Origin of the sequence: Nocardioides zeae (genome assembly GCF_030818655.1) — a bacterium.
GTDB classification, from domain to species: Bacteria; Actinomycetota; Actinomycetes; order Propionibacteriales; family Nocardioidaceae; genus Nocardioides; species Nocardioides zeae_A.
Genome location: NZ_JAUTAN010000001.1, coordinates 1,674,859 through 1,697,686, shown reverse-complemented (window position 1 = coordinate 1,697,686; position 22,828 = coordinate 1,674,859). Strand labels below are relative to the sequence as shown.

Sequence of the window (22,828 nt, the reverse complement as noted above, 5' to 3'; positions counted from 1 at the left end):
CTGCTGGCCTCGGGTCGCGCTGGGTCGAGCCGTCCTGGGGGCGCGCAACTGTGCGGATGGGGCGGGTCCGACTCGATGCGCGGCTCACCAGGTGCACAGTTCGCGCCGGCCGGGGACCGGCCGCCCCTCAGCTCCCGAGCACCCGCCGCAGGTAGTCGTTGGCGAAGACGCGCTCGGGGTCGAGCCGGTCGCGGAGGGCGAGGAACTCCTCGAACCGCGGGTACGCCGGGGCGAGGTCGGCGGCCGTCCGCGTGTGCAGCTTGCCCCAGTGCGGCCGCCCGTCGTGGGCACGGAGGATCGGTTCCACGCCGGCGAAGTAGGCCGTGTGGTCGACCGCCGCGGGCACGTGGAAGGCCAGGTAGAGCGAGTCGCGGCCGTAGCCCGTCGACAGCGCCACGTCGTCCGCGCGGGCGGAGCGGATCTCCACGGGGAAGCTGAGGTTCCAGCCGGACGCGTCGATCACGCGTCGTACCTCCGTCAGCACCTGCACGCCGACCTCGCGGGGCACGGCGTACTCCATCTCGCGGAAGCGGACCCGCCGCGGGGACGTGAGCACGCGGTGGGCGACGTCGGAGAACGTGCGGGCCGAGAGCACGCGCGAGGTGAGCTGGTTCATCCGCGGCACCACGGCCGGGCGCCGGTTGCTGGCCGCCACCAGGGCTCCGAACGCGCCGTTCGCCAGCAGCTCGTCGTCGACGAAGCCGCGCACCCGGCCGAGCGGGCGGGCATCGGCGAGCGGCGCGTCGAGCCGGTTGTTGCGCTTGGTGAGCAGCCGGTCGGTGTGGGGGAACCAGTGCAGGTCGACGTGGTGGTTCTCGTCGAGCAGCGCGTCGAGCGAGCCGATGGCCTCGTCCCAGGTCATCGGCTGCTCGACGGCCTCGAGCAGGAAGAGCGGCTCGACGGCGAACGTCAGCGCCGTGACGACCCCGAGGGCGCCCAGGCCGACGCGGCCGAGCGCGAGGACGTCCGGGTTCTCGTCCGGTGTCGCCCGCAGGACCTCCCCGGTGCCGGTGACGAGCTCGATGCCGACGACCTGCGGAGCGAGCCCCGCGAACAAGCCGCCGCTGCCGTGCGTGCCCGTCGCGGTCGCGCCTGCGAGGGTCTGCTCGGCGATGTCGCCCATGTTGTGGAGGCTCAGGCCGAACCGCTCCAACGTGCTGTTGAGCTCCCTGAGCGGGGTGCCCGCCAGCGCGGTCACCGTGAGGGCGTCGTGGTCGACGTCCACCACGCCGGTCAGGCCGTGCGGCAGGAGCAGCTCGCCGTCGGTGACGGCGATGTCGGTGAAGCTGTGGCCGGTCCCGACCATGCGGGTGGTCGACCGCTCGGCCCGGGCCCGCTGGACGGCCGCCACGACGTCGGCGACCGAGGCCGGGGTGCTCGTGCGCCGTGGCCGCGCCGTCGCCGTGCCCGCCCAGTTGCGCCACGTCGAGTCGACCTGCGTGCGTCCCATGGCGGGGGAGCCTACGGCGCGGGGACCTCGCTCGGCACCGGCTCCGAGCGGGTGTCGCCCGCCGGGGCGAGCCAGGCCGCGGTCACCGCGATGACGCCCGAGACCACCGGCACGACGTACGCCGCGTGGGCGCCCCAGGTGTCGATGCACAGGCCCGCGAGGGCCGCACCCGGGGCGATCCCGGCCGCCATGCCGGTGTGCAGGACCGCCATCGCCTCGGTGACCCGCTCCCGGGGCGCCGCCTGCTCGATGAGGCTCATCGTGCTGATGAGGGTGGGGGAGATGGCCGCGCCCGCGACGAGGAGCACCAGGCCGAGCACCCAGACGGACGGCGCCACGATGAGGGGCGCCATCGCGAGGGTGAGCGCCGCCGCGGACCACCGCATGCGCACGGCGGGGCCGACCCGCCACACCACGGCGCCGACGACCACGCCCGCCGCGAGGCTGCCGAGTGCCCACAGCGCCAGCAGCACGCCGGCCCAGGCCTTGGCGTCCTGCTCCTCGGCGAAGGCGACGGTCGCGACCTCGGTCGCGCCGAAGATGCTGCCGAGGCCGAAGCAGAGCGCGGTCAGCGCCGCCATGGTGGCCAGGGGCAGCGGGGGGCGGGCGCCCGTGCTCGCGTCGTGCGGGGTGACCGGCGGCTGGGTGCGGCGCTGGGCGGTCAGCGCCAGCGTGCCGACGAGCCCGGTGACCACGGCGGTGAGGATGCCTGCCGCGGGGTGCCACAGCGTGGCGAGGAACGTGACGATGATCGGTCCGGTGATGAAGACGGCCTCGTCGACGACGGCCTCGAGGGCGAACGCCGTCTGCACGCCGGGCGCGTCGCCCCGCAGCACGTGGGCCCAGCGGGCCCGCACGCACGACCCGACCTGCGGCAGCGCTCCACCGGCGACGGCCGCCGCGGCGTACGTCGTCCACGTCGGGGCGCCGGAGGTCACGGTCACGACGACGGCGATGCCGGCGACGCCGAAGACGGCGATCGCGGGACCGAGGGCGCGCGCCTGGCCGAGGCGGTCCGCCAGCCGTCCGTGCACCACGGCCAGCAGCGCGTTCGCGAGCACGTAGACCGCCGAGATCGCGCCGGCCAGCCCGTAGGAGCCGGTCTGCTGGGAGACGAGCAGCACGATGCCGAGGGAGACGGTGGAGATCGGGATGCGGGCCACCAGCCCGGTGGCCGAGAAGGCCAGCGCACCGGGGGTGGCCAGGATCCGCGCGTAGGGCGAGAACGCGGAGGACAGCACCGCAGGAGCCTAGGGCGCGCGGGCCGTCCGGGCCGCATCGGACGCCCATCGGGGCGTCCCTACGATGGGCGCATGCCCGCTGACGTGACCCCCGCCGCGGCTCCCGGACCCGCGCCCGGAGCCGCACCCGATGTCTCGCCCTACGACGCCCTCCTCCTCGTCGGCTTCGGCGGTCCCGAGGGCCCGGACGACGTCGTCCCGTTCCTCGAGAACGTGACGCGCGGTCGCGGCATCCCGCGGGAGCGCCTCGTCGAGGTCGGCCAGCACTACCAGCTCTTCGGCGGCCGCTCGCCGATCAACGACCAGAACCGGGCGCTGCTCGCGGCCATCCGGGAGGACCTCGCCGCGGCGGGCATCGACCTGCCGGTCTACTGGGGCAACCGCAACTGGGACCCCTACCTCGACGACGTGGTCACCGAGATGGCACGCGACGGGGTGCGTCGCGCGGCGGCGTTCGTGACGTCGGCGTACTCGTCGTACTCCTCCTGCCGGCAGTACCGCGAGAACCTCGCCGGTGCGCGGATCGCCGCGGAGGAGGCCGGGCTGGAGCCGCCCGTCCTCGACCGGTTCCGGGTCTACTTCAACCACCCCGGCTTCGTCGGACCCAACGTCGAGGCGGTCCTGACGGCGCTCGAGGAGCTGCCCGCCGAGGTGCGCGACGCGGCCCGACTGGTCTTCGTCACCCACTCGATCCCGACGTCGATGAACGACGTGAGCGGCCCCGAGGGCGACGCCTACCGCACGCAGCACCTCGACCTCGCCGAGGTGATCGTGGCCGAGGTCGCCGCCCGCACGGGCGTCGAGCACGGCTGGGACCTCGTCTACTGCTCGCGCTCCGGCCCGCCGCAGGTGCCGTGGCTGGAGCCCGACGTCAACGACCACCTCGAGGCGCTGCACGCCGACGGCGTGCCGGGCGTCGTCATGGCCCCCATCGGCTTCGTCTCCGACCACATGGAGGTCATCTACGACCTCGACACCGAGGCGCTGGAGACCGCCCGCGAGCTGGGCCTGCCGGCCACCCGGGCCGGCACGGCGGGCGTGCACCCCGACTTCGTGGCGCTGGTGCGCGACCTCCTGCTGGAGCGCGCCGCGGTCGAGCGGGGCGGGTCGCCGGAGCGGGCCGTGTGCGGTGCCCTCGGACCGCGCTGGGACCGCTGCCAGCCGGACTGCTGCGCCAACGCCCGCCGCGACCTCCCCGTCGTCGGGTCCGCCGCCCCGCGCCCGGGGTTCGACAAGTGAGCGCCCCGCGTCCCGGCGTGGCGCCCGACGGCACCTCCTTCGCCGACCTGCGCGACCTGGCGTCCGGCGTCGCCCTGCAGGCGGCCGGGCTCGTGCGGCGCGAACGGGCGGTGGGCGTCGAGGTGACCTCCACCAAGACGAGCTCCATCGACATCGTCACCGCCACCGACGGCGCCAGCGAGGCGCTCGTGCGCGACCTGCTCGGACGCCTGCGACCGGACGACGGCGTCGTGGGGGAGGAGGACGACCCCCGCACGGGCACGAGCGGCGTGCGCTGGGTGGTCGACCCCATCGACGGCACGGTCAACTTCCTCTACGGCATCCCGCAGTACGCGGTGTCGCTCGCCGCGCAGGTCCCCGACGAGGACAGCCCGCTCGGTGACGGGTGGCGCACCGTGGCCGGCGTCGTCGTGAACGTGGCGACGGGCGAGCTCTTCGAGGCGGTCGAGGGCGGCGGGGCCCGTCGCGGCGGCGTCCCGCTGGAGGTGCGCCGCACGGTCCCGCTCGCGCAGCGGCTCGTGCTCACCGGCTTCTCGTACGACGCGGAGCAGCGCCGCCAGCAGGCGGAGGCCCTCGTCGGGCTGCTGCCGCAGGTGCGCGACATCCGTCGCATGGGGTCGGCGGCGCTGGACCTCTGCTCCGTCGCCGCGGGCCAGGCCGACGCCTACCTGGAGGAGGGCACGCGGCTGTGGGACCACGCCGCCGGTGTGCTCGTCGCCAGCGAGGCCGGTGCCCGCTGGGAGCTGCTGCCGGGCGTCGGCGGTCGTTCGCTGCTGCTGTGCGCCCCCGCGCGGGGGTACGACGAGATCCACGCCGCCGTCGTCGGGGCCGGGTTCACGGCGGCCGAACCGGGTACCGAGCGGGCGGCCGACCAGCCGGTCGACCAGCCGGTCCCGCCGACGGAATAGCCCGTCGTCCCGCGCTGTTGTCGCGCCGGTGCCCCTGGATGGGGCACCGGTGTTCGGCGGCCGGGAGCGATGGTGCACAATCTGGCGCGCCCGGCACGGGCCCGCAACACCGCACGCAGCGACTTTTCCGGGGATGGGGACTGATGGCAACCGACTACGACGCACCTCGCAAGAACGAAGAGGACCAGAGCGAGGAGAGCATCGAGGAGCTCAAGGCGCGTCGGCACGACAAGAACTCGGGCAAGGTCGACGAGGACGAGACGGAGGCCGCGGAGTCGTTCGAGCTCCCCGGTGCCGACCTCTCGCACGAGGAGCTCGCGGTGGAGGTGAAGCCGCGCCAGGAGGACGAGTTCACCTGCATGAGCTGCTTCCTGGTGCACCACCGCAGCCAGCTCGCCGACTCGACGCGGCTCATCTGCCGCGACTGCGTCTGAGCGCAGGAGCAGCACAGCAGGAGCACCGCCGCCCGGGACCGGGCGGCGGACACGACAGGCGCCGATCACCCGCGGGTGACCGGCGCCTGTGTCGTTCGCGGGCCCCGGGTCCCGGGGCTGACCCTCAGTGGGCGGGGGCGGACGCCTTGCTCGCGTCCTGGCCGTCCTTCTGCAGCTCGGGCGGCAGGTGGCCGGTCGAGCGCGCGTAGTACTCCGCCGTCTTGCGCGCCGCCAGCATGCGGGCGAGCGCCATCACGGTGCCGGACGCGACGGCCCAGGCCACCGCCTCCCACAGCTCCACGTCGGGGTCGGCGGGGTTGGCGGGCGGGTTCTTGCCCGTCGAGGCCCGCCACGCCGTGGTGAGCGCGGTCTTCGCCGCCATGCCCGCCGCGATCGTGGCCAGTGCGGTGCCGGCGGAGAAGACCTTCGGGTTCTTGGCCTTCTTCTTCTTGGACATCGTGCGCCTCCTCGGGCGGTGGTTCGTCCGGTGGTCCTCCGGGCCCGTGGTCTCCGGGCGTGCGGTCAACCTTAGGGTCGTGGCCCCAGCGCGGCGGCGAGGGCCGCGGCGACCTTCTCGGGGCGCCGGCAGCTCACGAGCCAGTACGGCGTGGGGTCGGCCGGGTCGGTGATGGTCACCTTCACGCTGCGGCGCAGGTAGGGCCGCAGCAGCAGGAACGCGCGGGCGTCCGCGTCGCGGCCCGCGACGAGACGGGTCTGCTCCGCGTCGAGGGCCACGACGTCGCCGACGTGCTCCAGCCCCACCTCCGCCGGGCCGGCCACCAGCGTGCGCCGCTCGGTCACGGCGACCTGCACCCGGCCGTACGAGGTGAGGGCGAGACCCAGGAGCCCCAGCACCACGGCGGTCACGAGGGTGGGGACCCACCAGAGGTGGGCGGGGAAGGCGACGATCGCCGCCAGCCAGAACGTCGCGACCAGCATCGTGCCCTGGACCCACCACCGCAGGGGGACGGTGAGACGTTCGGCGTACACGCGGACGAGTTTCCCATCCGGCACGACGTGCGCGGCCACCGCCCCACCGGGGCCCCGCGGGCCGCGTAGATTGCGCCGACGTGACCACCCCACCCGTCCCGTCCACCGTCGACGTCGAGATCCACCTCCTCGACCGCGGCCTGGAGCCGCCCGCCTACGCGCACCCCGGTGACGCCGGCGCCGACCTCCGCACCACGGAGGACGTCGAGCTCGCCCCCGGCGAGCGGCGCCTCGTGCCCACGGGGGTGGCGATCGCCCTGCCGGAGGGGTACGTCGCGCTCGTCCACCCGCGCTCCGGCCTCGCCCACCGGCACGGGCTCTCCATCGTCAACACGCCGGGGACGGTCGATGCGGGCTACCGTGGCGAGATCAAGGTGCTCCTGGTGAACCTCGATCCGGCGACCCCGGTGCGGCTGCAGCGCGGCGACCGGATCGCGCAGCTCGTGGTGCAGCGCGTCGAGCGGGCGCGGTTCGTCGCCGTCGACGACCTGGCGCCGTCCGTGCGGGGCGTCGGGGGCTACGGTTCTACGGGTGGATTCGCCGGGGCCCCCGGGGCCGACCGGCCGGAAGAGGAGAAGTTGAGTTGAAGTTCCGTCGCAAGCGTCCTGCGGGCGGCCCGGCGAGCGCCGACCAGGGAGTGGCCGGGCCCACCGCGCTGACGCCGTCGTTCGGTGACCCCGAGCGCGTCGAGCAGGTGACGACCGGTCCGTTCGACGTCAAGGACGTCGACCTGGAGGACGGCGTCGAGCGGGTCGACCTCGGCTCCCTCCTCATCACCCCCGGCGAGGGCCGGGACGTGCGGCTCCAGGTGGACCAGAAGACGAACCGCGTGCAGGCCGTGCTCATCGCGAGCCCCGAGGGCGCGATCGAGCTGCGTGCCTTCGCGGCGCCCCGCAACGGCGACCTCTGGGGCGAGACCCGGCCCCGGATCGCGGCGGAGACGACGCGTCGCGGCGGCACCGCCGAGGAGCAGGAGGGCCCGTTCGGCACCGAGCTGCGCGTCCAGACCACCGTCAAGAAGCCGGACGGCACCACCGCGGTGCAGCACTCGCGGGTCGTCGGCATCAACGGTCCCCGGTGGCTGCTGCGGGCGACGTTCCTCGGCACGCCCGTCGTGGACGAGGCCGCGGGCGCCGCGTGGGCCGCGGTGCTCGAGCAGGTCGTCGTACGCCGCGGCGACGCGGCCATGGCCGTGGGGGACGCGCTCCCCATCACGGTGCCCGAGACCGCCCGCCGGGTGCAGTGACCCCCGGATGACCACCGCATCGGACACGCGATGAGCACGGGGCACGGCGAGCGTCGGCGCTCGCTCTTCCGGGGTCGCGGGCGCGACGGGCAGCTGGTGGACCAGCACATCTCCGACCTGCGGCGCGACCACGGCGCGATCGGGCGCGTCACCATCGCCGAGGCGCCCGACCGGGAGCCCGTCGAGCTGTTCGGCACGCTGCGCGCCGTCACGCTCGCGCCGCGCGGTGGCGCGCCCGCCCTCCAGGCGGAGCTCAGCGACGGCACCGGTGTGCTGACGCTCATCTGGCTGGGTCGCCGGTCCATCCGCGGCATCGCCGCCGGGCGGAGCATCTCCGTGTCCGGGCGCGCCGGGGTCCAGGACGGCGTGCGCGTCATGTTCAACCCGCGCTACGAGCTGAGGCCCTGATGTCCTCCGCGCAGCCGGTGAGCGTCGACACGGTCGAGGCGCTGGTCCGCAAGCAGCTCTCCGACGCCTTCGGCGGGGTGCGCGGGTTCGCGGAGGCGGCGGTGCCGACGCTCCTCTTCACGATCCTGTGGCTCTCCACGCGCGACCTGCAGCTCGGGCTCGTGGTCAGCGTCGCCGCCACCGTCGTGCTGCTGCTGGTCCGTCTCGTGCAGCGGTCGACGGTGCAGTACGTCGTCAACGCCCTCGTCGGCATCGGCGTGGGCTGGCTCTTCGTGCACCTGTCGGCCCGCTCGGGCGGCTCGGAGGACGACCAGGCCCTGGCCTACTTCCTGCCCGGCATCCTCTACAGCGCGGGCTACACGGTCGTCGTGGGCGTGAGCTGCCTCGTGCGCTGGCCCCTCATGGGCTTCCTCATCGGCACGGTCACGGGGGACCTCACGGCGTGGCGCGCCAACGACCAGGTGGTGCGCCTGTGCACCCGCCTGACCTGGCTGCTGGTGCTGCCCGGCGCGATCGGCGTGCTGCTCCAGGGACCGGTCTGGGTCGCCGGGCACTCGGGGGCCATCGGCGCGGGCACGGCGGTGGCGCTGCTCGCCGCCCTGCGGCTCGGTCTCGGCTGGCCGCTGCGGATCGCGTCCTTCGCCGCCATGATCTGGCTCCTGTCCCGCGACCGCACGCCGCTGGCCGCCGACGAGGGCACCCCGAGCACCCCGACCGCGACGTGAGCGACGGTCTCTTCGACCTCCCGGGCGGCGGCAGCGCGCCGGCCGCACGCGGTGGTGGGTCGCTCAGCGCCGCCCAGCACGCGGCCGCGCCCCTGGCGGTGCGGATGCGGCCGCGCACGCTCGACGAGCTGGCCGGCCAGGACCAGCTCCGCGCCCCCGGTTCGCCCCTGCGCCAGCTCATCGAGGGCGACAAGTCCCTCAGCCTCCTGCTGTGGGGACCGCCCGGCACGGGCAAGACCACCATCGCCTCGATCGTGTCGCAGCAGACGCAGCGCCGCTTCGTCGAGGTGTCGGCGGTCTCGGCGGGCGTCAAGGAGGTGCGGGCGGCGATCGAGGCCGCGCGCTCCGACCTCGTGCGCACGGGCACCGAGACGGTCCTCTTCGTCGACGAGGTCCACCGGTTCTCCAAGGCCCAGCAGGACGCGCTGCTGCCCGGGGTGGAGAACCGCTGGGTGACGCTCGTGGCCGCCACGACCGAGAACCCCTACTTCTCGGTGATCTCGCCCCTCCTGTCGCGGTCGCTGCTGCTGCGGCTCGAGTCCCTGACCGACGCCGACGTCGCCGGCGTGATCGACCGCGCGCTGACCGACGAGCGCGGGCTCGGCGGCGCGCTCACCATCGACGACGACGCCCGGGCCCACCTCGTGCGCATGGCGGGGGGCGACGCCCGGCGCTCGCTGACCTACCTCGAGGCGGCGGCCGGCGCGGCGCTGGCCCGTGAGGCCACGGTCATCGACCTGTCGACGACGGAGACCGCCGTGGACCAGGCCGCCGTGCGCTACGACCGGCAGGGCGACCAGCACTACGACGTCATCAGCGCCTTCATCAAGTCGGTGCGCGGCTCCGACGCCGACGCCGCCCTGCACTACCTCGCCCGCATGGTCGAGGCCGGGGAGGACCCGCGCTTCATCGCCCGCCGCCTCGTCATCCTCGCGAGCGAGGACATCGGCCTCGCCGACCCGACGGCGCTCACGACGGCGGTCGCCGCGGCCCAGGCGGTCCAGCTGATCGGCATGCCCGAGGCGCGGCTCAACCTCGCCCAGGCCACGGTGGCGCTGGCGGTCGCCCCCAAGTCCAACGCCGTGTACGCCGCGATGAACGCCGCCCAGGCCGACGTGCGCGCCGGGAAGATCGGCACGGTCCCGCCCCACCTGCGCGACGCGCACTACGCGGGGGCCGCGAAGATCGGGCACGGCGAGACCTACGTCTACGCCCACGACGCGCCCTACGGCATCGCCACGCAGGTCTACGCCCCCGACGTGGTCGCCGACCGCACCTACTACGTGCCGACGGCCAACGGCGCCGAGGCCGGGGTGGGGGAGCGGTGGGCCCGCATCCGCCGGATCGTGCGCGGCGAGCCGCGATAGGGTCGGGGCCCATGAGCGACGAACTGACGACGCCCGTCGTGCTGCTGGGCGTCGTGCTCGCAGCGCTCGTCGCCGTCGCGCTCGTCGTCGGCCTGCTGGCCCTGCGCCGGCAGCGGCGCACCGCCGCCGCGCTCGACCGGGCCCACGCGGAGGCCGCCGCGCTGCGCTCCGAGATCGATGCCGTGCGCCGCGCGGTGACGGCCGGGACGGAACCGGATCCCGCCACGGGGCACGAGGAGGCGGGTGCCGTCCTGCCGCGCGACGCCGCCCGCGAGGCCCGCGCTCGGCACGCCCCGGCGCCGCCGAGCTACGTCATCACGCGCCTCGGTGGCGACGTGCCCGAGGCCGTGGGGACCCACGGCGAGGGTCCGACGGCGGGCGGGCCGCGCCGTACGGTCGAGGTCGCGGGCCGCGTCGACGGCAAGCTCTTCGCCGACCTCCTGCTCCGCGAGACCCTGGTGCGGGTCGGCGCCGTCGCGCACGGCGCGCGCCGCGCGCTCGCCCCCGAGACGCGCCACCGCATCCGCTTCGAGATGCGCCGCGAGGTCAAGCGCTCGCGCAAGGAGCGCCGCGCCGAGGTGCGCCAGGCCCGCCGGGAGCTGCACGCCCGCCAGCGCCGCGAGGCGCAGGGTGTCGGCGAGGGCCTCGAGAAGGGCGTCGCGTGAACCGGGCGGTGTGGTTCGCCGCCGGCACGGGCGTCGGCGTCTACGCCGTCGTGCGCGCCCGCCGGCTCGCCGAGGCCCTGACCCCGGACGGCGCCCGTGACCGACTGGCGGGCCTGCGCCTCGGTGCGCGCCTCATGGCGGAGGAGTTCACCGCGGGCGCGGCGGAGCGGGACGCCGAGCTCCGCGACCGTCTCGGTCTCGTGCCCCACGGCGTGCCCGAGCTGGCCGCGGGAGCCACCCCGCGTGCCACCGGCGCCGGGGTGCCTGGCACGATCGCCGCTCCTGAGCACCCCGATCGGCATTCCCACCCCCGAAGCCCCGGTGCGGGCGACCGCGCCACCGAGGAAGGCACGAGCTGATGGACACCGCGGAGATCCGCCGCCGGTTCACGAACCACTTCGCCCAGAACACCACGGTGGGCGAGCACACCGTCGTCCCCTCGGCGTCGCTGCTGCTCGACGACCCCAACCTGCTGTTCGTCAACGCGGGCATGGTGCCGTTCAAGCCCTACTTCCTCGGCCAGGAGACCCCGGGCTACCCGCGGGCCACGAGCATCCAGAAGTGCGTGCGCACCCTCGACATCGAGGAGGTCGGCAAGACGACCCGCCACGGCACCTTCTTCGAGATGTGCGGCAACTTCTCCTTCGGCGACTACTTCAAGGAGGGCGCGATCACGCTCGCCTGGGAGCTGGTCACCAAGTCGATCGCCGACGGCGGGTTCGGGTTCGACGAGTCCCTGCTCTACCCGAGCGTCTACGAGGACGACCCGGAGGCCGTGGCGCTGTGGAAGCGCATCACCGGCCTGCCCGACGACCGCATCGTGCGCCTCGGCAAGTCGGAGAACTACTGGTCGATGGGCGTGCCGGGCCCCGGCGGCCCGTGCTCGGAGATCCTCATCGACCGCGGCCCGGCCTTCGGTGCCGACCGTGACTGGGACGCGGGCGACCGCTACCTCGAGTTCTGGAACCTCGTCTTCATGCAGGACGAGCTGTCGGCCGTGCGGAGCAAGTCGGACTTCGACATCGCCGGCTCCCTGCCGCACAAGAACATCGACACGGGCCTCGGCCTGGAGCGGGTGGCCTACCTGCTCCAGGGCAAGGACAACATGTACGAGATCGACGTCGTCTTCCCCGTCATCGAGCGGGCGCAGGAGCTCACGGGCCGCCGGTACGGCGCGGACCCGGTCGACGACGTGCGCTTCCGCGTGGTCGCGGACCACGTGCGCTCGTCGATGATGCTCATCAACGACGGCGTCACGCCGGGCAACGAGGGCCGCGGCTACGTGCTGCGCCGCCTGCTGCGCCGCGCCGTCCGCTCGATGCGCCTCCTGGGCTACGGCGACCCCGCGCTGCCCGAGCTGCTGCCGGTCAGCCGCGACAAGATGGCCGAGGGCTACCCGGAGCTGCGCAGCAGCTGGGACCGCATCAGCCGCGTCGCGTTCGCCGAGGAGGAGGCGTTCCGCAAGACGCTGCAGGCCGGCACGCAGATCTTCGACCTCGCCGCCGGTGAGGTGAAGCAGTCGGGCGGCACGCAGCTGTCCGGCGCGAAGGCGTTCGCGCTGCACGACACCTACGGGTTCCCGATCGACCTCACCCTGGAGATGGCCTCCGAGGCCGGCCTCGCCGTCGACGAGCAGGGCTTCCGCGGCCTCATGGCCGAGGCCCGGGAGAAGTCCAAGGAGGACGCCCGCCGCAAGAAGGGCCAGCACGCCGACACCACGGCGTACCGCGGCATCCTCGACGCCAACGGCCCCACGGAGTGGCTGGCCTACGAGACGCTCGAGACCGAGTCCCGGCCGCTGGCGCTGCTGAGCGGGGGAGCCCCCGCCGCGGTGCTCGGCACCGGCGAGGTCGGCGAGCTGGTCCTGGACCGCACGCCGTTCTACGCCGAGTCGGGCGGCCAGGCCGCCGACGCGGGCACCATCGAGTTCGACGGCGGGCGCCTCGAGGTGCTCGACGTCCAGCGCCCGGTCAAGGGCCTCGTCGTGCACCAGGTGCGCGTCGTCGACGGCGAGTTCGCCCTCGACGCCGCCTCCTCGCGCGCGCTGCAGGCGCGGGTGGACCCGGAGTGGCGCATCGGCGCCCGGCAGGCCCACTCCGGAACGCACGTCGTGCACGCCGCGCTCCGCGAGGTGCTCGGCCCCTCCGCGCTCCAGTCGGGCTCCTACAACCGCCCGGGCTACCTGCGTCTCGACTTCGGCTGGACGCAGGGCCTCACTCCGGCCCAGGTGCGGGACGTCGAGCAGGTCTCCAACCAGGCGCTGCGGGCGGACCTGCCCGTCGGCTGGCAGTACATGTCCCTCGAGGACGCCCGCGCCTGGGGCGCGGTCGCGCTCTTCGGCGAGACGTACGACGAGACCAAGGTCCGCGTCGTGGAGATCGGCGGCCCCTGGTCGCGCGAGCTCTGCGGTGGCACCCACGTCGACCACTCGTCGCAGATCGGCACCATCGTGGTCACCGGCGAGGCCTCGGTCGGCTCGGGCAACCGCCGGATCGAGGCCTACACGGGCGTCGAGGGCTTCGCCTACCTGGCGCGGGAGCGCGACGTGGTCGGGCAGCTGACCGGTCTCCTCAAGACCAAGCCCGACGACCTGGTCGGTCGCGTCAGCGACCTCGTCGAGCGGCTGCGCTCGGCCGAGAAGGAGATCGAGCGGGCCCGCGTGGCCCAGCTCCTCGCCGCGGCCGGTGAGGTCGCCGCGGCGGCGGCGCGGGTCGGGTCGGCCAACGTGGTCGCCCACCGGGTCGACGGCGCTGCCGGCGGCGACGTGCGCACGCTCGCGCTCGACGTCCGCGCGCGGCTCGCAGCGACCGACCCGGGCGTCGTCGTCGTGCTCGGCGTGGCCGACGGCAAGGTGTCCGTCGTCGCGGCGGTCAACGACGCCGGCCAGGCGGCCGGGCTCTCGGCGGGTGCGCTCGTCAAGGCCGTCGGTCCGCTCGTCGGCGGCAAGGGCGGTGGCAAGGCCGACGTCGCGCAGGGCGGTGGCACGGACGTCGCCGGCGTCGACGCGGCGCTCGCGGCGGTCAGCGCCGAGGTCGCCCGCGTGGTGGGGGCCTGAACCCCCGATGACTGGAGTGCGGCTCGGCATCGACCCGGGCGACGCCCGGATCGGGGTCGCGCGCTGCGACGCCGCCGGCATCCTCGCGACGCCGGTGGAGACCGTCCGCCGGGGTCGTGGCGACCTCGACCGGATCGCGGAGCTCCGCGAGGAGCACGAGGCCGTCGAGGTCGTGGTGGGCCTGCCGCGCTCCCTCTCCGGCACGGAGGGGCCGGCGGCGGCGAAGGTGCGCACCTTCGCCCGCAAGCTGGCCCGCCGGCTCGGCGACGTGCCCGTGCGGCTCGTCGACGAGCGCCTCACGACCGTGTCGGCGGAGTCGATGCTCCGCGCGAGCGGTCGCACGGCGAAGAACCAGCGGTCGGTCGTCGATCAGGCGGCCGCCGTGCTCATCCTGCAGCACGTCCTGGACACCGAGCGCCGTACGGGGGCAGCGCCTGGCCAACTCCTCGAGGAGACCGATGTCTGACCTCCACCCGTCGTCCGGACCCGCGGGCCACGACGACGACTCGCTCCTGCCGGGGGACCCCGATCCCTACGCCACCGGCGAGCAGCCGGCCGTCGGGCGGCGGGCTGCGGGCGGCTCGCGCCGGGCGCCGAAGAAGAAGCGCGGCAAGGGCCTCGGCTGCCTCGTGATCGCCCTCGTGCTGATCGCGGGCGTCGTCGGGGGTCTCTACGTCGGCGTCAGCTGGCTCGCCGACCGCATCAACGGCAGCGGTGAGCCCGAGGACTTCGAGGGCGTCGCCTCCGTCGAGGAGTGCGCCACCGCCGGCGACGTGGAGATCACGGTGCCGGCGGGCTACAGCGCCGGCCAGATCGGCAGCCTCCTCGCCGAGCAGGGCGTCGTGGCCTCCTCCGGTGCCTTCACGGCCGCCGTCGCCAACGACAGCGTCCGTGACGGCACGCGCTCGATGTGCGAGGGCATGACGGGCGCCCAGGCGGCGGAGCTCATGACGAACGCCGACTACATCGGTGCAGGCGGCGGCATCACCATCACCGCCGGCTACACCAAGGCCCAGACCTTCGACCTGCTGGCGGGGGCCACGGACATCTCCGTGTCCGACTTCGAGGCCGCGGCCGAGGACCCGTCGCTGCCGCTCCCCGCGGAGGCCGAGGGTGACGTGGAGGGCTACCTCTACCCCGACAGCTACGACTTCGGCTCCGACCCGACGGCGGTCTCGATCCTGACGCAGATGATCGAGCGGTGGAGCGAGGCGGCCACCGAGGCGGGCCTCGTCGACGACGCGGTGCCGGGCTTCACGCAGCACCAGCTCCTGACGCTGGCGAGCATCATCCAGAAGGAGGTGCTGCTGCCGGAGGAGCGTCCCCAGGTCGCCGAGGTGATCTACGACCGGCTGGCCGACGAGTGCGCCGGGGTGCCCGCCGGGATGCTGCAGATGGACTCGACGATCAACTTCATCCTGGGCAGCGACACCGGCACGGCCTTCACCACCGAGGAGGACCGGCAGATCGACAGCCCCTACAACACGTACCGCTACCCGGGCCTCCCGCCCGGTCCCATCGGCGCGCCGAGCGAGGCCAGCATGGAGGCCGCGGTCAACCCGAGCTCCGAGGGCTACTGCTACTTCGTCGCCGCCGGCGACGGCTCCAACTCGTCCTACTTCGCGGCCGAGTACGCCGACCACCTCGACAATGTCGACCGCGCCCGGGCCAACCAGAACGGCTGAGCCGACCCGACGCTGCGCCGTCGTCGGGGACCCGGTCGAGCACTCGCTCTCACCGGTGCTCCACCGCGCGGCGTACGCGGCCCTCGGCCTCACCGACGTCACGTACGACGCGGTGCGCGTCCCCGCCGGGGGCCTGACCGCCCACGTCGCGGGGCTCGGGCCGGCGTGGCGCGGGCTCTCGGTGACGATGCCGCACAAGCGCGAGGCGCTGGCGCTCGCGGACGTGCGCACGCCGCTCGCGGTCGCGGCCGGGGGAGCCAACACCCTCGTGCTCGGCCCCGACGGGGTGCGCGCCGACAACACGGACGTGCCGGGGGCCGTGGCGGCGCTGCGCGAGCGCGGCGTCACCGCGGTGAGCCGGGCGACGGTGCTGGGCGGTGGCGCCACGGCGGCGTCCACGGCGCTCGCCTTGACCGAGCTGGGCGTCCGCCACCTCACCGTGCTGGTGCGTTCGCCGGAACGGGCCGCCGAGGCCGTCGCCGCGGTGCGCGCCCACCCGTCGGCCCCGCACGTCGAGGTCGTCGCCACCGGCGCCGTACCGGTCGGGCTCGAGGTCGGGGACGTGGTGGTCGCGACGATCCCCGTCGCGGGCCAGACCCCGGACCTCGTCGCCCTGCTCGCCTCGGCACCGGTGGTGTTCGAGGTGGTCTACGACCCCTGGCCGACACCGCTCGCCGCTGCCGCCGCGGCGGCCGGCGCGACCGTCGTCGACGGCCTCGACCTCCTCGCCCACCAGGCGCTGCTCCAGCTGGAGCAGTTCACGGGCGCCAGCGTCGCGGTGGCGGTCATGCGCGACGCCGGTCGTGCCGCGCTCGCCGCGCGCACGGCGGGCGCTGGAACCGGGGCCTGACGTGGCCGTCGAGCTCGGCGCCGTCCTCGTCGCGGCCACCGTCGGGGCGGCTGCGAGCGCGGTGATGCCGGCCGTGCTCGCGCGCGTGCCCGACCCCCCGTCGTACGAGGACGAGGACGGACCCGCGCCGGAACCGGATCCGGGCCGCCCGACGTACCCCACCTTCGGCGAGCTCGCCCGACGCCCCGGCCTGCCGCTGGGGTTCAGCGTCGCGGGGGCGGTCACGGGCGCCCTCGTCGGCGCCTACGCCGGTTGGAGCTGGCCCCTGGCGTGGCTGCTCGTGCTCGTACCGGTGGGGGTGCTGCTCAGCTACGTGGACTGGCGGACGCTGCTGCTGCCGACGCGGGTGATCTACCCGGCGTACGCCGCGGTGGCGACCCTCATGGTCGTCGCGGCGCTGGCCACGGGGGCGACCGACGACCTGCGGCGCGCGGGCATCGCGGCCCTCGTCGGTCTCGTCTGCTACTGGCTGCCGTGGCGCATCAGCGCCAGCTGGATGGGGTTCGGCGACGTGCGGCTCTCGGGGCTGCTGGCCGGTGTGCTCGGCTGGGCCGGGTGGGCCGAGGTCGCGCTCGGGCTCTACCTGCCGTTCCTGCTCGGCGGGGTCGTGGCCGGTCTCCTCATGCTGCTGCGGCTGGTGGCCCGCGGTGCCTACCCGCTGGGGCCCTTCATGTTCGTCGGCACCCTGGTGGGCCTGTGGTGCGGCCCGCTCCTGCTCCCCGGCCTGTCCGCGTAGGAGACCGCGGGCCCGGCAGCACCGCGTGCGTGGAACAATCCGCCCCATGCTCCGATGGCTCACCGCCGGCGAGTCGCACGGCCCCAGTCTGGTCGCGATCCTCGAAGGTCTCCCCGCCCACGTCCGTGTCACCTCCGGTGACGTCGCCGACGCCCTCGCCCGTCGCCGCCTCGGCTACGGCCGCGGGGCGCGCATGAAGTTCGAGCAGGACGAGGTGCGCTTCATCGGCGGCGTCCGCCACGGCGAGACGCAGGGCGGGCCCGTCGCCATCGAGGTGGGCAACACCGAGTGGCCGAAGTGGGAGAAGGTCATGGCGGCCGACCCCGTCGACCCGGCCGAGCTCGCGAGCAGCGCGCGCAACGCCCCGCTGACGCGCCCCCGCCCGGGGCACGCCGACCTGGTGGGCATGCAGAAGTACGACTTCGACGAGGCCCGACCCATCCTCGAGCGGGCGTCGGCCCGCGAGACGGCGGCGCGCGTCGCGCTCGGCACCGTCGCGGCGGCGTTCCTCGAGCAGACCACCGGCGCCCGGATCGTCTCGCACGTCGTCGAGCTCGGCGGCGTGCCCGCGCCGAAGGGCAGCGTCCCGTCGGCCGACGACGTCGAGCGGCTCGACGCCGACCCCGTGCGGTGCCTCGACCCCGACGCGAGCAAGCAGATGGTCGAGCGCATCGACCAGGCCCACAAGGACGGCGACACCCTCGGCGGCGTCGTCGAGGTCGTCGTGCACGGCCTGCCGCCGGGCCTCGGCTCCCACGTGCACTGGGACCGGCGGCTCGACGCGCGGCTGGCCGGCGCCCTCATGGGCATCCAGGCCATCAAGGGCGTCGAGGTGGGCGACGGGTTCGAGCTGGCAGCCACCCCCGGCTCGCTGGCCCACGACGAGATCGTCGCCGACGCGCCGGGCTCGGCCGGCGACGCGCTCGGGCTGCGCCGCGCCTCGGGCCGCGCGGGCGGCACCGAGGGCGGCATGTCGACGGGCGAGGCGCTCCGCGTGCGGGCCGCCATGAAGCCCATCGCGACCGTGCCGCGCGCCCTGCGCACCGTCGACGTCGCCACCGGTGAGCCGACCGCGGCCCACCACCAGCGCTCCGACGTGTGCGCCGTGCCGGCGGCCGGGATCGTCGCGGAGGCGATGGTCGCCCTCGTGCTCGCCGACGCCGTCACCGAGAAGTTCGGGGGCGACTCGGTCGGGGAGACCGCCCGCAACGTCGAGAGCTACCTGGCTGCGCTGAGGTTCCGGTGACCCCCACCCGCCCGCGGGTCGTGCTGATCGGCTCCATGGGGGCCGGCAAGACGACCGTCGGCGAGCTGCTGGCCGAGCGGTGGGACGTCGGGTTCCGCGACACCGACGCCGACGTGGTCGCGGCCGAGGGCCGCGCGATCGCCGACATCTTCGTCGAGGACGGCGAGGCCCACTTCCGCGCGCTGGAGCGCGAGGCCGTGCGGACCGCGCTCGTCGAGCACGCGGGTGTGCTCGCGCTCGGCGGCGGGGCCGTGCTCGACCTCGACACCCGCGCGCTGCTGGCCGACCACACGGTCGTGTTCCTCCAGGTCGGCCTGGCGGACGCGGTGCAGCGGGTCGGCCTGGGCACGTCGCGGCCGCTGCTGCTCGGCGGCGTGCGGTCGCGCATCAAGGCGCTGCTCGACGAGCGCACCCCGATCTACACGGAGCTCGCCACGCTCGTCGTGCCGACCGACGGCCGCGCGCCGGCGGAGGTCGCGGCCACGATCGAGGCCCGGCTGGAGGAGGACGCCCGTGCCTGAGCACGACGGACCGGTCGAGATCCACGTCGGGGGCGCCGCGCCGTACGACGTCGTCATCGGCCGCGGCATCGGTGACCGGGTGCTCCCGATGCTCGGGGACGGGGTACGGCGCGTGGCCGTGCTGTTCCCCGACGGGCTGCGCCACCTGGCGGAGCCGGTCGTCGCGGACCTCGGGGCGGCGGGTCTCGCGGTGCTGGAGCTGCCCCTGCCCGAGGGCGAGGGCGCGAAGACCGCCGCCGTGGCGGTGGCGGCGTGGGACGCCCTCGGCGAGGCGGGCTTCACCCGCTCCGACGCGGTCGTCACCGTCGGGGGCGGCGCCACGACCGACATGGGCGGCTTCGTCGCCGCGACCTGGCTGCGCGGCGTGCCCGTCGTCCACGTGCCCACCACGCTGCTCGGCATGGTCGACGCGGCCGTCGGCGGCAAGACCGGCATGAACACCGCGGCCGGCAAGAACCTCGTCGGCTCGTTCCACGAGCCCGCGGGCGTGGTCTGCGACCTGGCGACCCTGGCGACCCTGCCGCACGACGAGCTGGTCAGCGGGCTCGGCGAGGTCGTCAAGTGCGGCTTCATCGCCGACCCCGAGATCCTCCGGCTCGTGGAGGAGGACCCGGCGGGCGCGGTCGACCCCGCCAGCCCGGTGCTCGCGGAGCTCGTGCGGCGGTCGGTGCAGGTGAAGGTGGACGTCGTCGTCGGCGACCTCAAGGAGACGGCCGGGTTCGCCGGTGGGGGAGCGGGACACCCCGGTCGGGAGGCGCTCAACTACGGCCACACGATGGCGCACGCGATCGAGCGGGCGGAGGACTACACGATGCGGCACGGCGAGGCCGTCGCCATCGGCATGGTCTTCATTGCCGAGCTCGCCCGGCGCACGGGGCACCTCGACGACGCGACGGCGGCGCGGCACGCGTCCACCCTCGCGGCGGTCGGCCTGCCGACGTCGTACGACGGGGCGCCCTACGAGGAGCTGCACGCGGCCATGAAGGTGGACAAGAAGTCGCGCGGCGACCAGCTGCGGTTCGTCGTGCTCGACGGCCTGGCCCGGCCGCGGGTGCTGGCCGGGCCCGCCGACGAGGACCTGCGGGCCGCGTACGAGAGGATGCGCGGCGCCTGATCGGCGCCGCGGAGGAGAGCGGTCATGGCACTGACGAAGGTGCTCGTGCTCAACGGGCCGAACCTCGGCCGGCTCGGTCGGCGGCAGCCGGAGATCTACGGCACGACGACCTACGCGGACCTCGTCGAGCGCTGCCGGTCGTGGGGCGCGGGGCTCGGCCTCGACGTCGAGACGCGGCAGACCAACCACGAGGGCGAGCTCGTCGACTGGCTGAACGCGGCGGCCGACGAGCGGGTGCCGGTGGTGCTCAACGCGGCCGCGTGGACGCACTACTCCTACGCCGTGTACGACGCGTGCGCCCAGCTCGAGGCGCCCCTCGTCGAGGTGCACCTCTCCGACCCGGAGACGCGTCCGGAGGTCTGGCGCCACACGTCGGTGGTCACGCCGCACGCGGCGGCGGTGGTCACGGGCAAGGGCGTGGACGGCTACCGCGAGGCACTGGAGTTCGTCGCCGCGACCGTCGCTGGATAGACTCCTCCGTCGGCGCGCGCCCCGGGGCTGCGCCCGCACCTTCTCGATCCGCTCCATCGACGACTCTGTGAGGCTGACCCGCGCATGGCATCCACGAACGACCTGAAGAACGGCATGGTTCTCAACCTGGAGGGCCAGCTCTGGTCCGTCGTCGAGTTCCAGCACGTCAAGCCCGGCAAGGGCCCGGCGTTCGTGCGCACCAAGCTGAAGAACGTCGAGTCCAACAAGGTCGTCGACAAGACGTTCAACGCCGGCACCAAGGTCGAGACCGCGACGGTCGACCGCCGCACGATGCAGTACCTCTACAACGACGGCTCCAACTACGTCTTCATGGACACGGGGACCTACGACCAGCTCGAGGTCGCCCCGGAGATCGTCGGCACCGCCAAGAACTTCCTCCTGGAGAACCAGGAGGCCATCGTCGCCACCAACGAGGGCCGCGTGCTCTTCGTCGAGCTCCCCGCGTCGGTCGAGCTCCTCATCACCCACACCGACCCGGGCCTGCAGGGCGACCGCTCGACGGGCGGCACCAAGCCGGCCACGCTCGAGACCGGCCACGAGATCCAGGTGCCGCTGTTCCTCAGCTCCGGCGAGAAGGTCAAGGTCGACACGCGCGACTCGTCCTACCTGGGCCGCGTCAAGTCCTGATGGGAGCCCGCACCAAGGCCCGCAAGCGGGCCCTCGACGTGCTGTTCGCCTCCGAGATGCGGGGGCAGAGCGCGGTCGAGCAGCTCGAGGCGGACATCGCCGGGGGCGAGGGGCCGACCAACCCCTACTCGGCCGTGATCGTGCGCGGCGTCGTCGAGCACCAGTCCGAGATCGACCAGCTCCTCCGCGACAGCGCCGACGGGTGGAGCCTCGAGCGGATGCCGGCGGTCGACCGCAACGTCCTGCGCATCGCCGTGTGGGAGATCCTCCACGCGGACGACGTCGACGCGGCCGTCGCCGTCAGCGAGGCCCTCGTGCTCGTCGGCGACCTGTCGACCGACGACTCCCCGGGGTTCGTCAACGGCGTGCTCGGCGCCATCGTGCGGGGCCAGCGGGCCTGAGGGGCTCCTCACCCGAGGGTTTGTCACGCTCGCGGGCGGGGTAACGGCGCAGGCCGTGCCCCGCCCGCGGCCGTTCCGGCCGGGGAGGGGCACCGGTCCTGTCCCCGCCCCTCCCGGAGGCCTCTCGGTGAACGTGCCCCCCGACCACCCCGGTGTCGGCCCGCTGCCCGACTCGACCAGCGAGCGGCTCTACACCACGGACGAGCTCGACGCCTACGCGGCGCAGCAGGACGAGCGTCGCGCAGCGGCGGCCCCCGGCTGGCTCGGGGACGACGACACCCGGGTGGTCCCGCCCGTGCCCGCCGTTCCGCCCGCCGCCACGCCGGCACCCGCCGCCGGGCGCCGTCGCGCCGACGTGCCGCTGCCGGCCCAGCCCGCGGCGTACGGCGCCCTCCCGCCCCGCCCGGCCGCCGCGGCGCCGGCGGTCCACCCGGCCGGGGCGCCGGTCGGTCCCGGGGTGCCGGCGGAGCAGAGCGTGCCGCGGTTCATGACCGCCACCGACTTCCTCGACCGCCGGGTGGGGGAGGAACCGTTCGGGCCCGCGACCTGGGGCTGGCGCGGGGCGCTCAACCGCTGGAGCGGAGGAGCGCTGAAGACGTCCATGGGGCGCGCGGAGCACGAGCACGAGCTGCAGCGGCGGGCGGTGCAGCGCGACCTCGACGGCCCGCGCACCGTCGTTTTCCTCAACCCGAAGGGCGGGGCGGCGAAGACGACGGGCGTGCTGATGGCGGGCTACACGTTCGGCACCGTGCGGGGCGGCGGGGTCGTCGCCTGGGACAACAACGAGACCCGCGGCACGCTCGGCATCCGCGGCGTGCGGGGCGAGCACCGCAACACGACGCGGGAGCTGCTCGAGGACCTCGAGAAGTTCAACGACGTCTACCAGTCGCGCATCGGCGACCTCGGCGCGTTCGTGCGCTCCCAGGGCGACGCCCACTTCGACGTGCTGGCCTCGGACGAGCGGCCCGACGTGAGCGGCACCATCCGCGCCGACGACTTCCGCTCGGTGCACGCGCTGCTGCAGCGCTTCTACCGGCTCGTCATCGTCGACACCGGCAACAACCTGAGGGCCGAGAACTGGCTGGCCGCCGCCCACGCGGCCGACCTGCTCGTCGTGACGAGCACGGTGCGGGAGGACACGGGCTACAGCGGCCTGTGGATGCTCGACGCGCTCGCCGACGCCGGGTACGCCGACCTCCAGCGCCGCACCGTCACCGTGCTCTCCGACCCGTCGCCGAAGGTCGACGAGCAGCTGGCCTCCGACCTCGTGGGGGTCTACGAGCAGCGCACGCGCGCCGTCTACCGGGTGCCCTACGACCCGGTGCTCGTGTCGGGGTCGGTGGTGCCCTACGCGCGGCTGTCCACGGCGACCCAGCGGGCCTGGCTGCGTGCCTGCGCGGGGATGGCCGAGGCGCTCTAGAGATCGTC

The 22,828-nt window shown here is 74.6% G+C and carries 26 protein-coding genes; 22 read left to right on the top strand and 4 right to left on the bottom strand.

The features are described from left to right. Window positions 1-127: 127 nt before the first annotated feature. Both QE405_RS08140 and QE405_RS08135 read right to left on the bottom strand, forming a co-directional pair. Window positions 128-1,450, bottom strand: coding sequence for a D-arabinono-1,4-lactone oxidase (locus QE405_RS08140; RefSeq protein WP_307199691.1), 1,323 nt, complete (start codon window positions 1,448-1,450; stop codon window positions 128-130). An 11-nt stretch (window positions 1,451-1,461) separates the two neighbouring features. After that, on the bottom strand, window positions 1,462-2,691 hold the full coding sequence (locus QE405_RS08135; RefSeq protein ID WP_307199690.1) for an MFS transporter: 1,230 nt from the start codon (window positions 2,689-2,691) through the stop codon (window positions 1,462-1,464). A gap of 72 nt (window positions 2,692-2,763) precedes the next feature. Between QE405_RS08135 and QE405_RS08130 the strand changes: the two genes are divergently transcribed. The 3 genes from QE405_RS08130 (at window position 2,764) to QE405_RS08120 (ending at window position 5,272) form a co-directional block, all read left to right on the top strand. After that, complete coding sequence (locus QE405_RS08130) at window positions 2,764-3,930, top strand: ferrochelatase (RefSeq protein WP_307199689.1); 1,167 nt, start codon at window positions 2,764-2,766, stop codon at window positions 3,928-3,930. Continuing rightward, window positions 3,927-4,838 carry an inositol monophosphatase family protein gene (locus tag QE405_RS08125; RefSeq protein ID WP_307199688.1) on the top strand — a complete coding sequence of 304 codons (912 nt, stop codon included), beginning with the start codon at window positions 3,927-3,929 and terminating at the stop codon, window positions 4,836-4,838. The genes QE405_RS08130 and QE405_RS08125 overlap by 4 nt, the downstream gene beginning before the upstream one ends. Before the next feature lie 143 nt (window positions 4,839-4,981). Next, window positions 4,982-5,272, top strand: a complete 291-nt coding sequence (locus QE405_RS08120; protein WP_163772874.1) for a DUF4193 domain-containing protein — start codon at window positions 4,982-4,984, stop codon at window positions 5,270-5,272. A gap of 124 nt (window positions 5,273-5,396) precedes the next feature. Here the strand turns inward: QE405_RS08120 and QE405_RS08115 are convergent, their stop codons facing one another. Both QE405_RS08115 and QE405_RS08110 read right to left on the bottom strand, forming a co-directional pair. Beyond that, window positions 5,397-5,729 (bottom strand): DUF4235 domain-containing protein, encoded by a 333-nt coding sequence (locus QE405_RS08115; protein WP_307199687.1) that lies wholly within the window; start codon window positions 5,727-5,729, stop codon window positions 5,397-5,399. A 71-nt stretch (window positions 5,730-5,800) separates the two neighbouring features. Further along, window positions 5,801-6,262, bottom strand: a complete 462-nt coding sequence (locus tag QE405_RS08110) for a DUF3093 domain-containing protein (protein ID WP_307199686.1) — start codon at window positions 6,260-6,262, stop codon at window positions 5,801-5,803. Between the two features lie 80 nt (window positions 6,263-6,342). Here QE405_RS08110 and dut point away from each other — a divergent pair, with 80 nt between their 5' ends. From dut to QE405_RS08015, 19 genes are all read left to right on the top strand, one after another. Beyond that, window positions 6,343-6,849: a dUTP diphosphatase gene (gene dut / locus QE405_RS08105; RefSeq protein ID WP_373459448.1), complete on the top strand. Its 507-nt coding sequence runs from the start codon at window positions 6,343-6,345 to the stop codon at window positions 6,847-6,849. Beyond that, entirely contained in the window at window positions 6,846-7,508 is a 663-nt protein-coding gene (locus QE405_RS08100) for a DUF3710 domain-containing protein (protein ID WP_307199685.1), read from the top strand. Before dut ends, QE405_RS08100 begins: the two co-directional genes overlap by 4 nt. Before the next feature lie 30 nt (window positions 7,509-7,538). Continuing rightward, a complete protein-coding gene (locus tag QE405_RS08095; RefSeq protein ID WP_307199684.1) occupies window positions 7,539-7,916 on the top strand; it encodes an OB-fold nucleic acid binding domain-containing protein in 378 nt (125 codons plus the stop codon). Then, on the top strand, window positions 7,916-8,641 hold the full coding sequence (locus QE405_RS08090; protein ID WP_307199683.1) for a DUF3159 domain-containing protein: 726 nt from the start codon (window positions 7,916-7,918) through the stop codon (window positions 8,639-8,641). The genes QE405_RS08095 and QE405_RS08090 overlap by 1 nt, the downstream gene beginning before the upstream one ends. Further along, window positions 8,638-10,008: a replication-associated recombination protein A gene (locus tag QE405_RS08085; protein WP_307199682.1), complete on the top strand. Its 1,371-nt coding sequence runs from the start codon at window positions 8,638-8,640 to the stop codon at window positions 10,006-10,008. Before QE405_RS08090 ends, QE405_RS08085 begins: the two co-directional genes overlap by 4 nt. 11 nt (window positions 10,009-10,019) lie before the next feature. Continuing rightward, window positions 10,020-10,673 carry a hypothetical protein gene (locus QE405_RS08080; RefSeq protein WP_307199681.1) on the top strand — a complete coding sequence of 218 codons (654 nt, stop codon included), beginning with the start codon at window positions 10,020-10,022 and terminating at the stop codon, window positions 10,671-10,673. Continuing rightward, complete coding sequence (locus QE405_RS08075; RefSeq protein WP_307199680.1) at window positions 10,670-11,032, top strand: DUF6167 family protein; 363 nt, start codon at window positions 10,670-10,672, stop codon at window positions 11,030-11,032. The genes QE405_RS08080 and QE405_RS08075 overlap by 4 nt, the downstream gene beginning before the upstream one ends. Then, window positions 11,032-13,728 carry an alanine--tRNA ligase gene (gene alaS, locus QE405_RS08070; protein WP_307199679.1) on the top strand — a complete coding sequence of 899 codons (2,697 nt, stop codon included), beginning with the start codon at window positions 11,032-11,034 and terminating at the stop codon, window positions 13,726-13,728. Before QE405_RS08075 ends, alaS begins: the two co-directional genes overlap by 1 nt. Window positions 13,729-13,735: 7 nt before the next feature. Beyond that, the gene (gene ruvX, locus QE405_RS08065; protein WP_307199678.1) at window positions 13,736-14,194 is read left to right on the top strand and encodes a Holliday junction resolvase RuvX; all 459 of its coding nucleotides are present in this window, start codon (window positions 13,736-13,738) and stop codon (window positions 14,192-14,194) included. Then, window positions 14,187-15,413, top strand: coding sequence for an endolytic transglycosylase MltG (gene mltG / locus QE405_RS08060; RefSeq protein ID WP_307199677.1), 1,227 nt, complete (start codon window positions 14,187-14,189; stop codon window positions 15,411-15,413). The genes ruvX and mltG overlap by 8 nt, the downstream gene beginning before the upstream one ends. Further along, window positions 15,379-16,263 carry a shikimate dehydrogenase gene (locus tag QE405_RS08055; RefSeq protein WP_307199676.1) on the top strand — a complete coding sequence of 295 codons (885 nt, stop codon included), beginning with the start codon at window positions 15,379-15,381 and terminating at the stop codon, window positions 16,261-16,263. The genes mltG and QE405_RS08055 overlap by 35 nt, the downstream gene beginning before the upstream one ends. Window position 16,264: 1 nt before the next feature. Then, the gene (locus QE405_RS08050) at window positions 16,265-16,999 is read left to right on the top strand and encodes a prepilin peptidase (protein WP_307199675.1); all 735 of its coding nucleotides are present in this window, start codon (window positions 16,265-16,267) and stop codon (window positions 16,997-16,999) included. A gap of 46 nt (window positions 17,000-17,045) precedes the next feature. Beyond that, a complete protein-coding gene (gene aroC / locus QE405_RS08045; protein WP_307199674.1) occupies window positions 17,046-18,245 on the top strand; it encodes a chorismate synthase in 1,200 nt (399 codons plus the stop codon). After that, window positions 18,242-18,766 carry a shikimate kinase gene (locus tag QE405_RS08040; protein ID WP_307199673.1) on the top strand — a complete coding sequence of 175 codons (525 nt, stop codon included), beginning with the start codon at window positions 18,242-18,244 and terminating at the stop codon, window positions 18,764-18,766. The genes aroC and QE405_RS08040 overlap by 4 nt, the downstream gene beginning before the upstream one ends. Next, a complete protein-coding gene (aroB, locus tag QE405_RS08035) occupies window positions 18,759-19,880 on the top strand; it encodes a 3-dehydroquinate synthase (RefSeq protein WP_307199672.1) in 1,122 nt (373 codons plus the stop codon). Before QE405_RS08040 ends, aroB begins: the two co-directional genes overlap by 8 nt. Window positions 19,881-19,904: 24 nt before the next feature. Continuing rightward, entirely contained in the window at window positions 19,905-20,351 is a 447-nt protein-coding gene (locus QE405_RS08030) for a type II 3-dehydroquinate dehydratase (protein WP_307199671.1), read from the top strand. 84 nt (window positions 20,352-20,435) lie between these two features. Continuing rightward, entirely contained in the window at window positions 20,436-20,999 is a 564-nt protein-coding gene (gene efp, locus QE405_RS08025) for an elongation factor P (protein ID WP_307199670.1), read from the top strand. Further along, window positions 20,999-21,400, top strand: a complete 402-nt coding sequence (gene nusB, locus QE405_RS08020) for a transcription antitermination factor NusB (RefSeq protein WP_307199669.1) — start codon at window positions 20,999-21,001, stop codon at window positions 21,398-21,400. Before efp ends, nusB begins: the two co-directional genes overlap by 1 nt. Before the next feature lie 127 nt (window positions 21,401-21,527). Next, window positions 21,528-22,820: a MinD/ParA family ATP-binding protein gene (locus QE405_RS08015; RefSeq protein ID WP_307199668.1), complete on the top strand. Its 1,293-nt coding sequence runs from the start codon at window positions 21,528-21,530 to the stop codon at window positions 22,818-22,820. The last annotated feature ends 8 nt before the right edge of the window (window positions 22,821-22,828 follow it).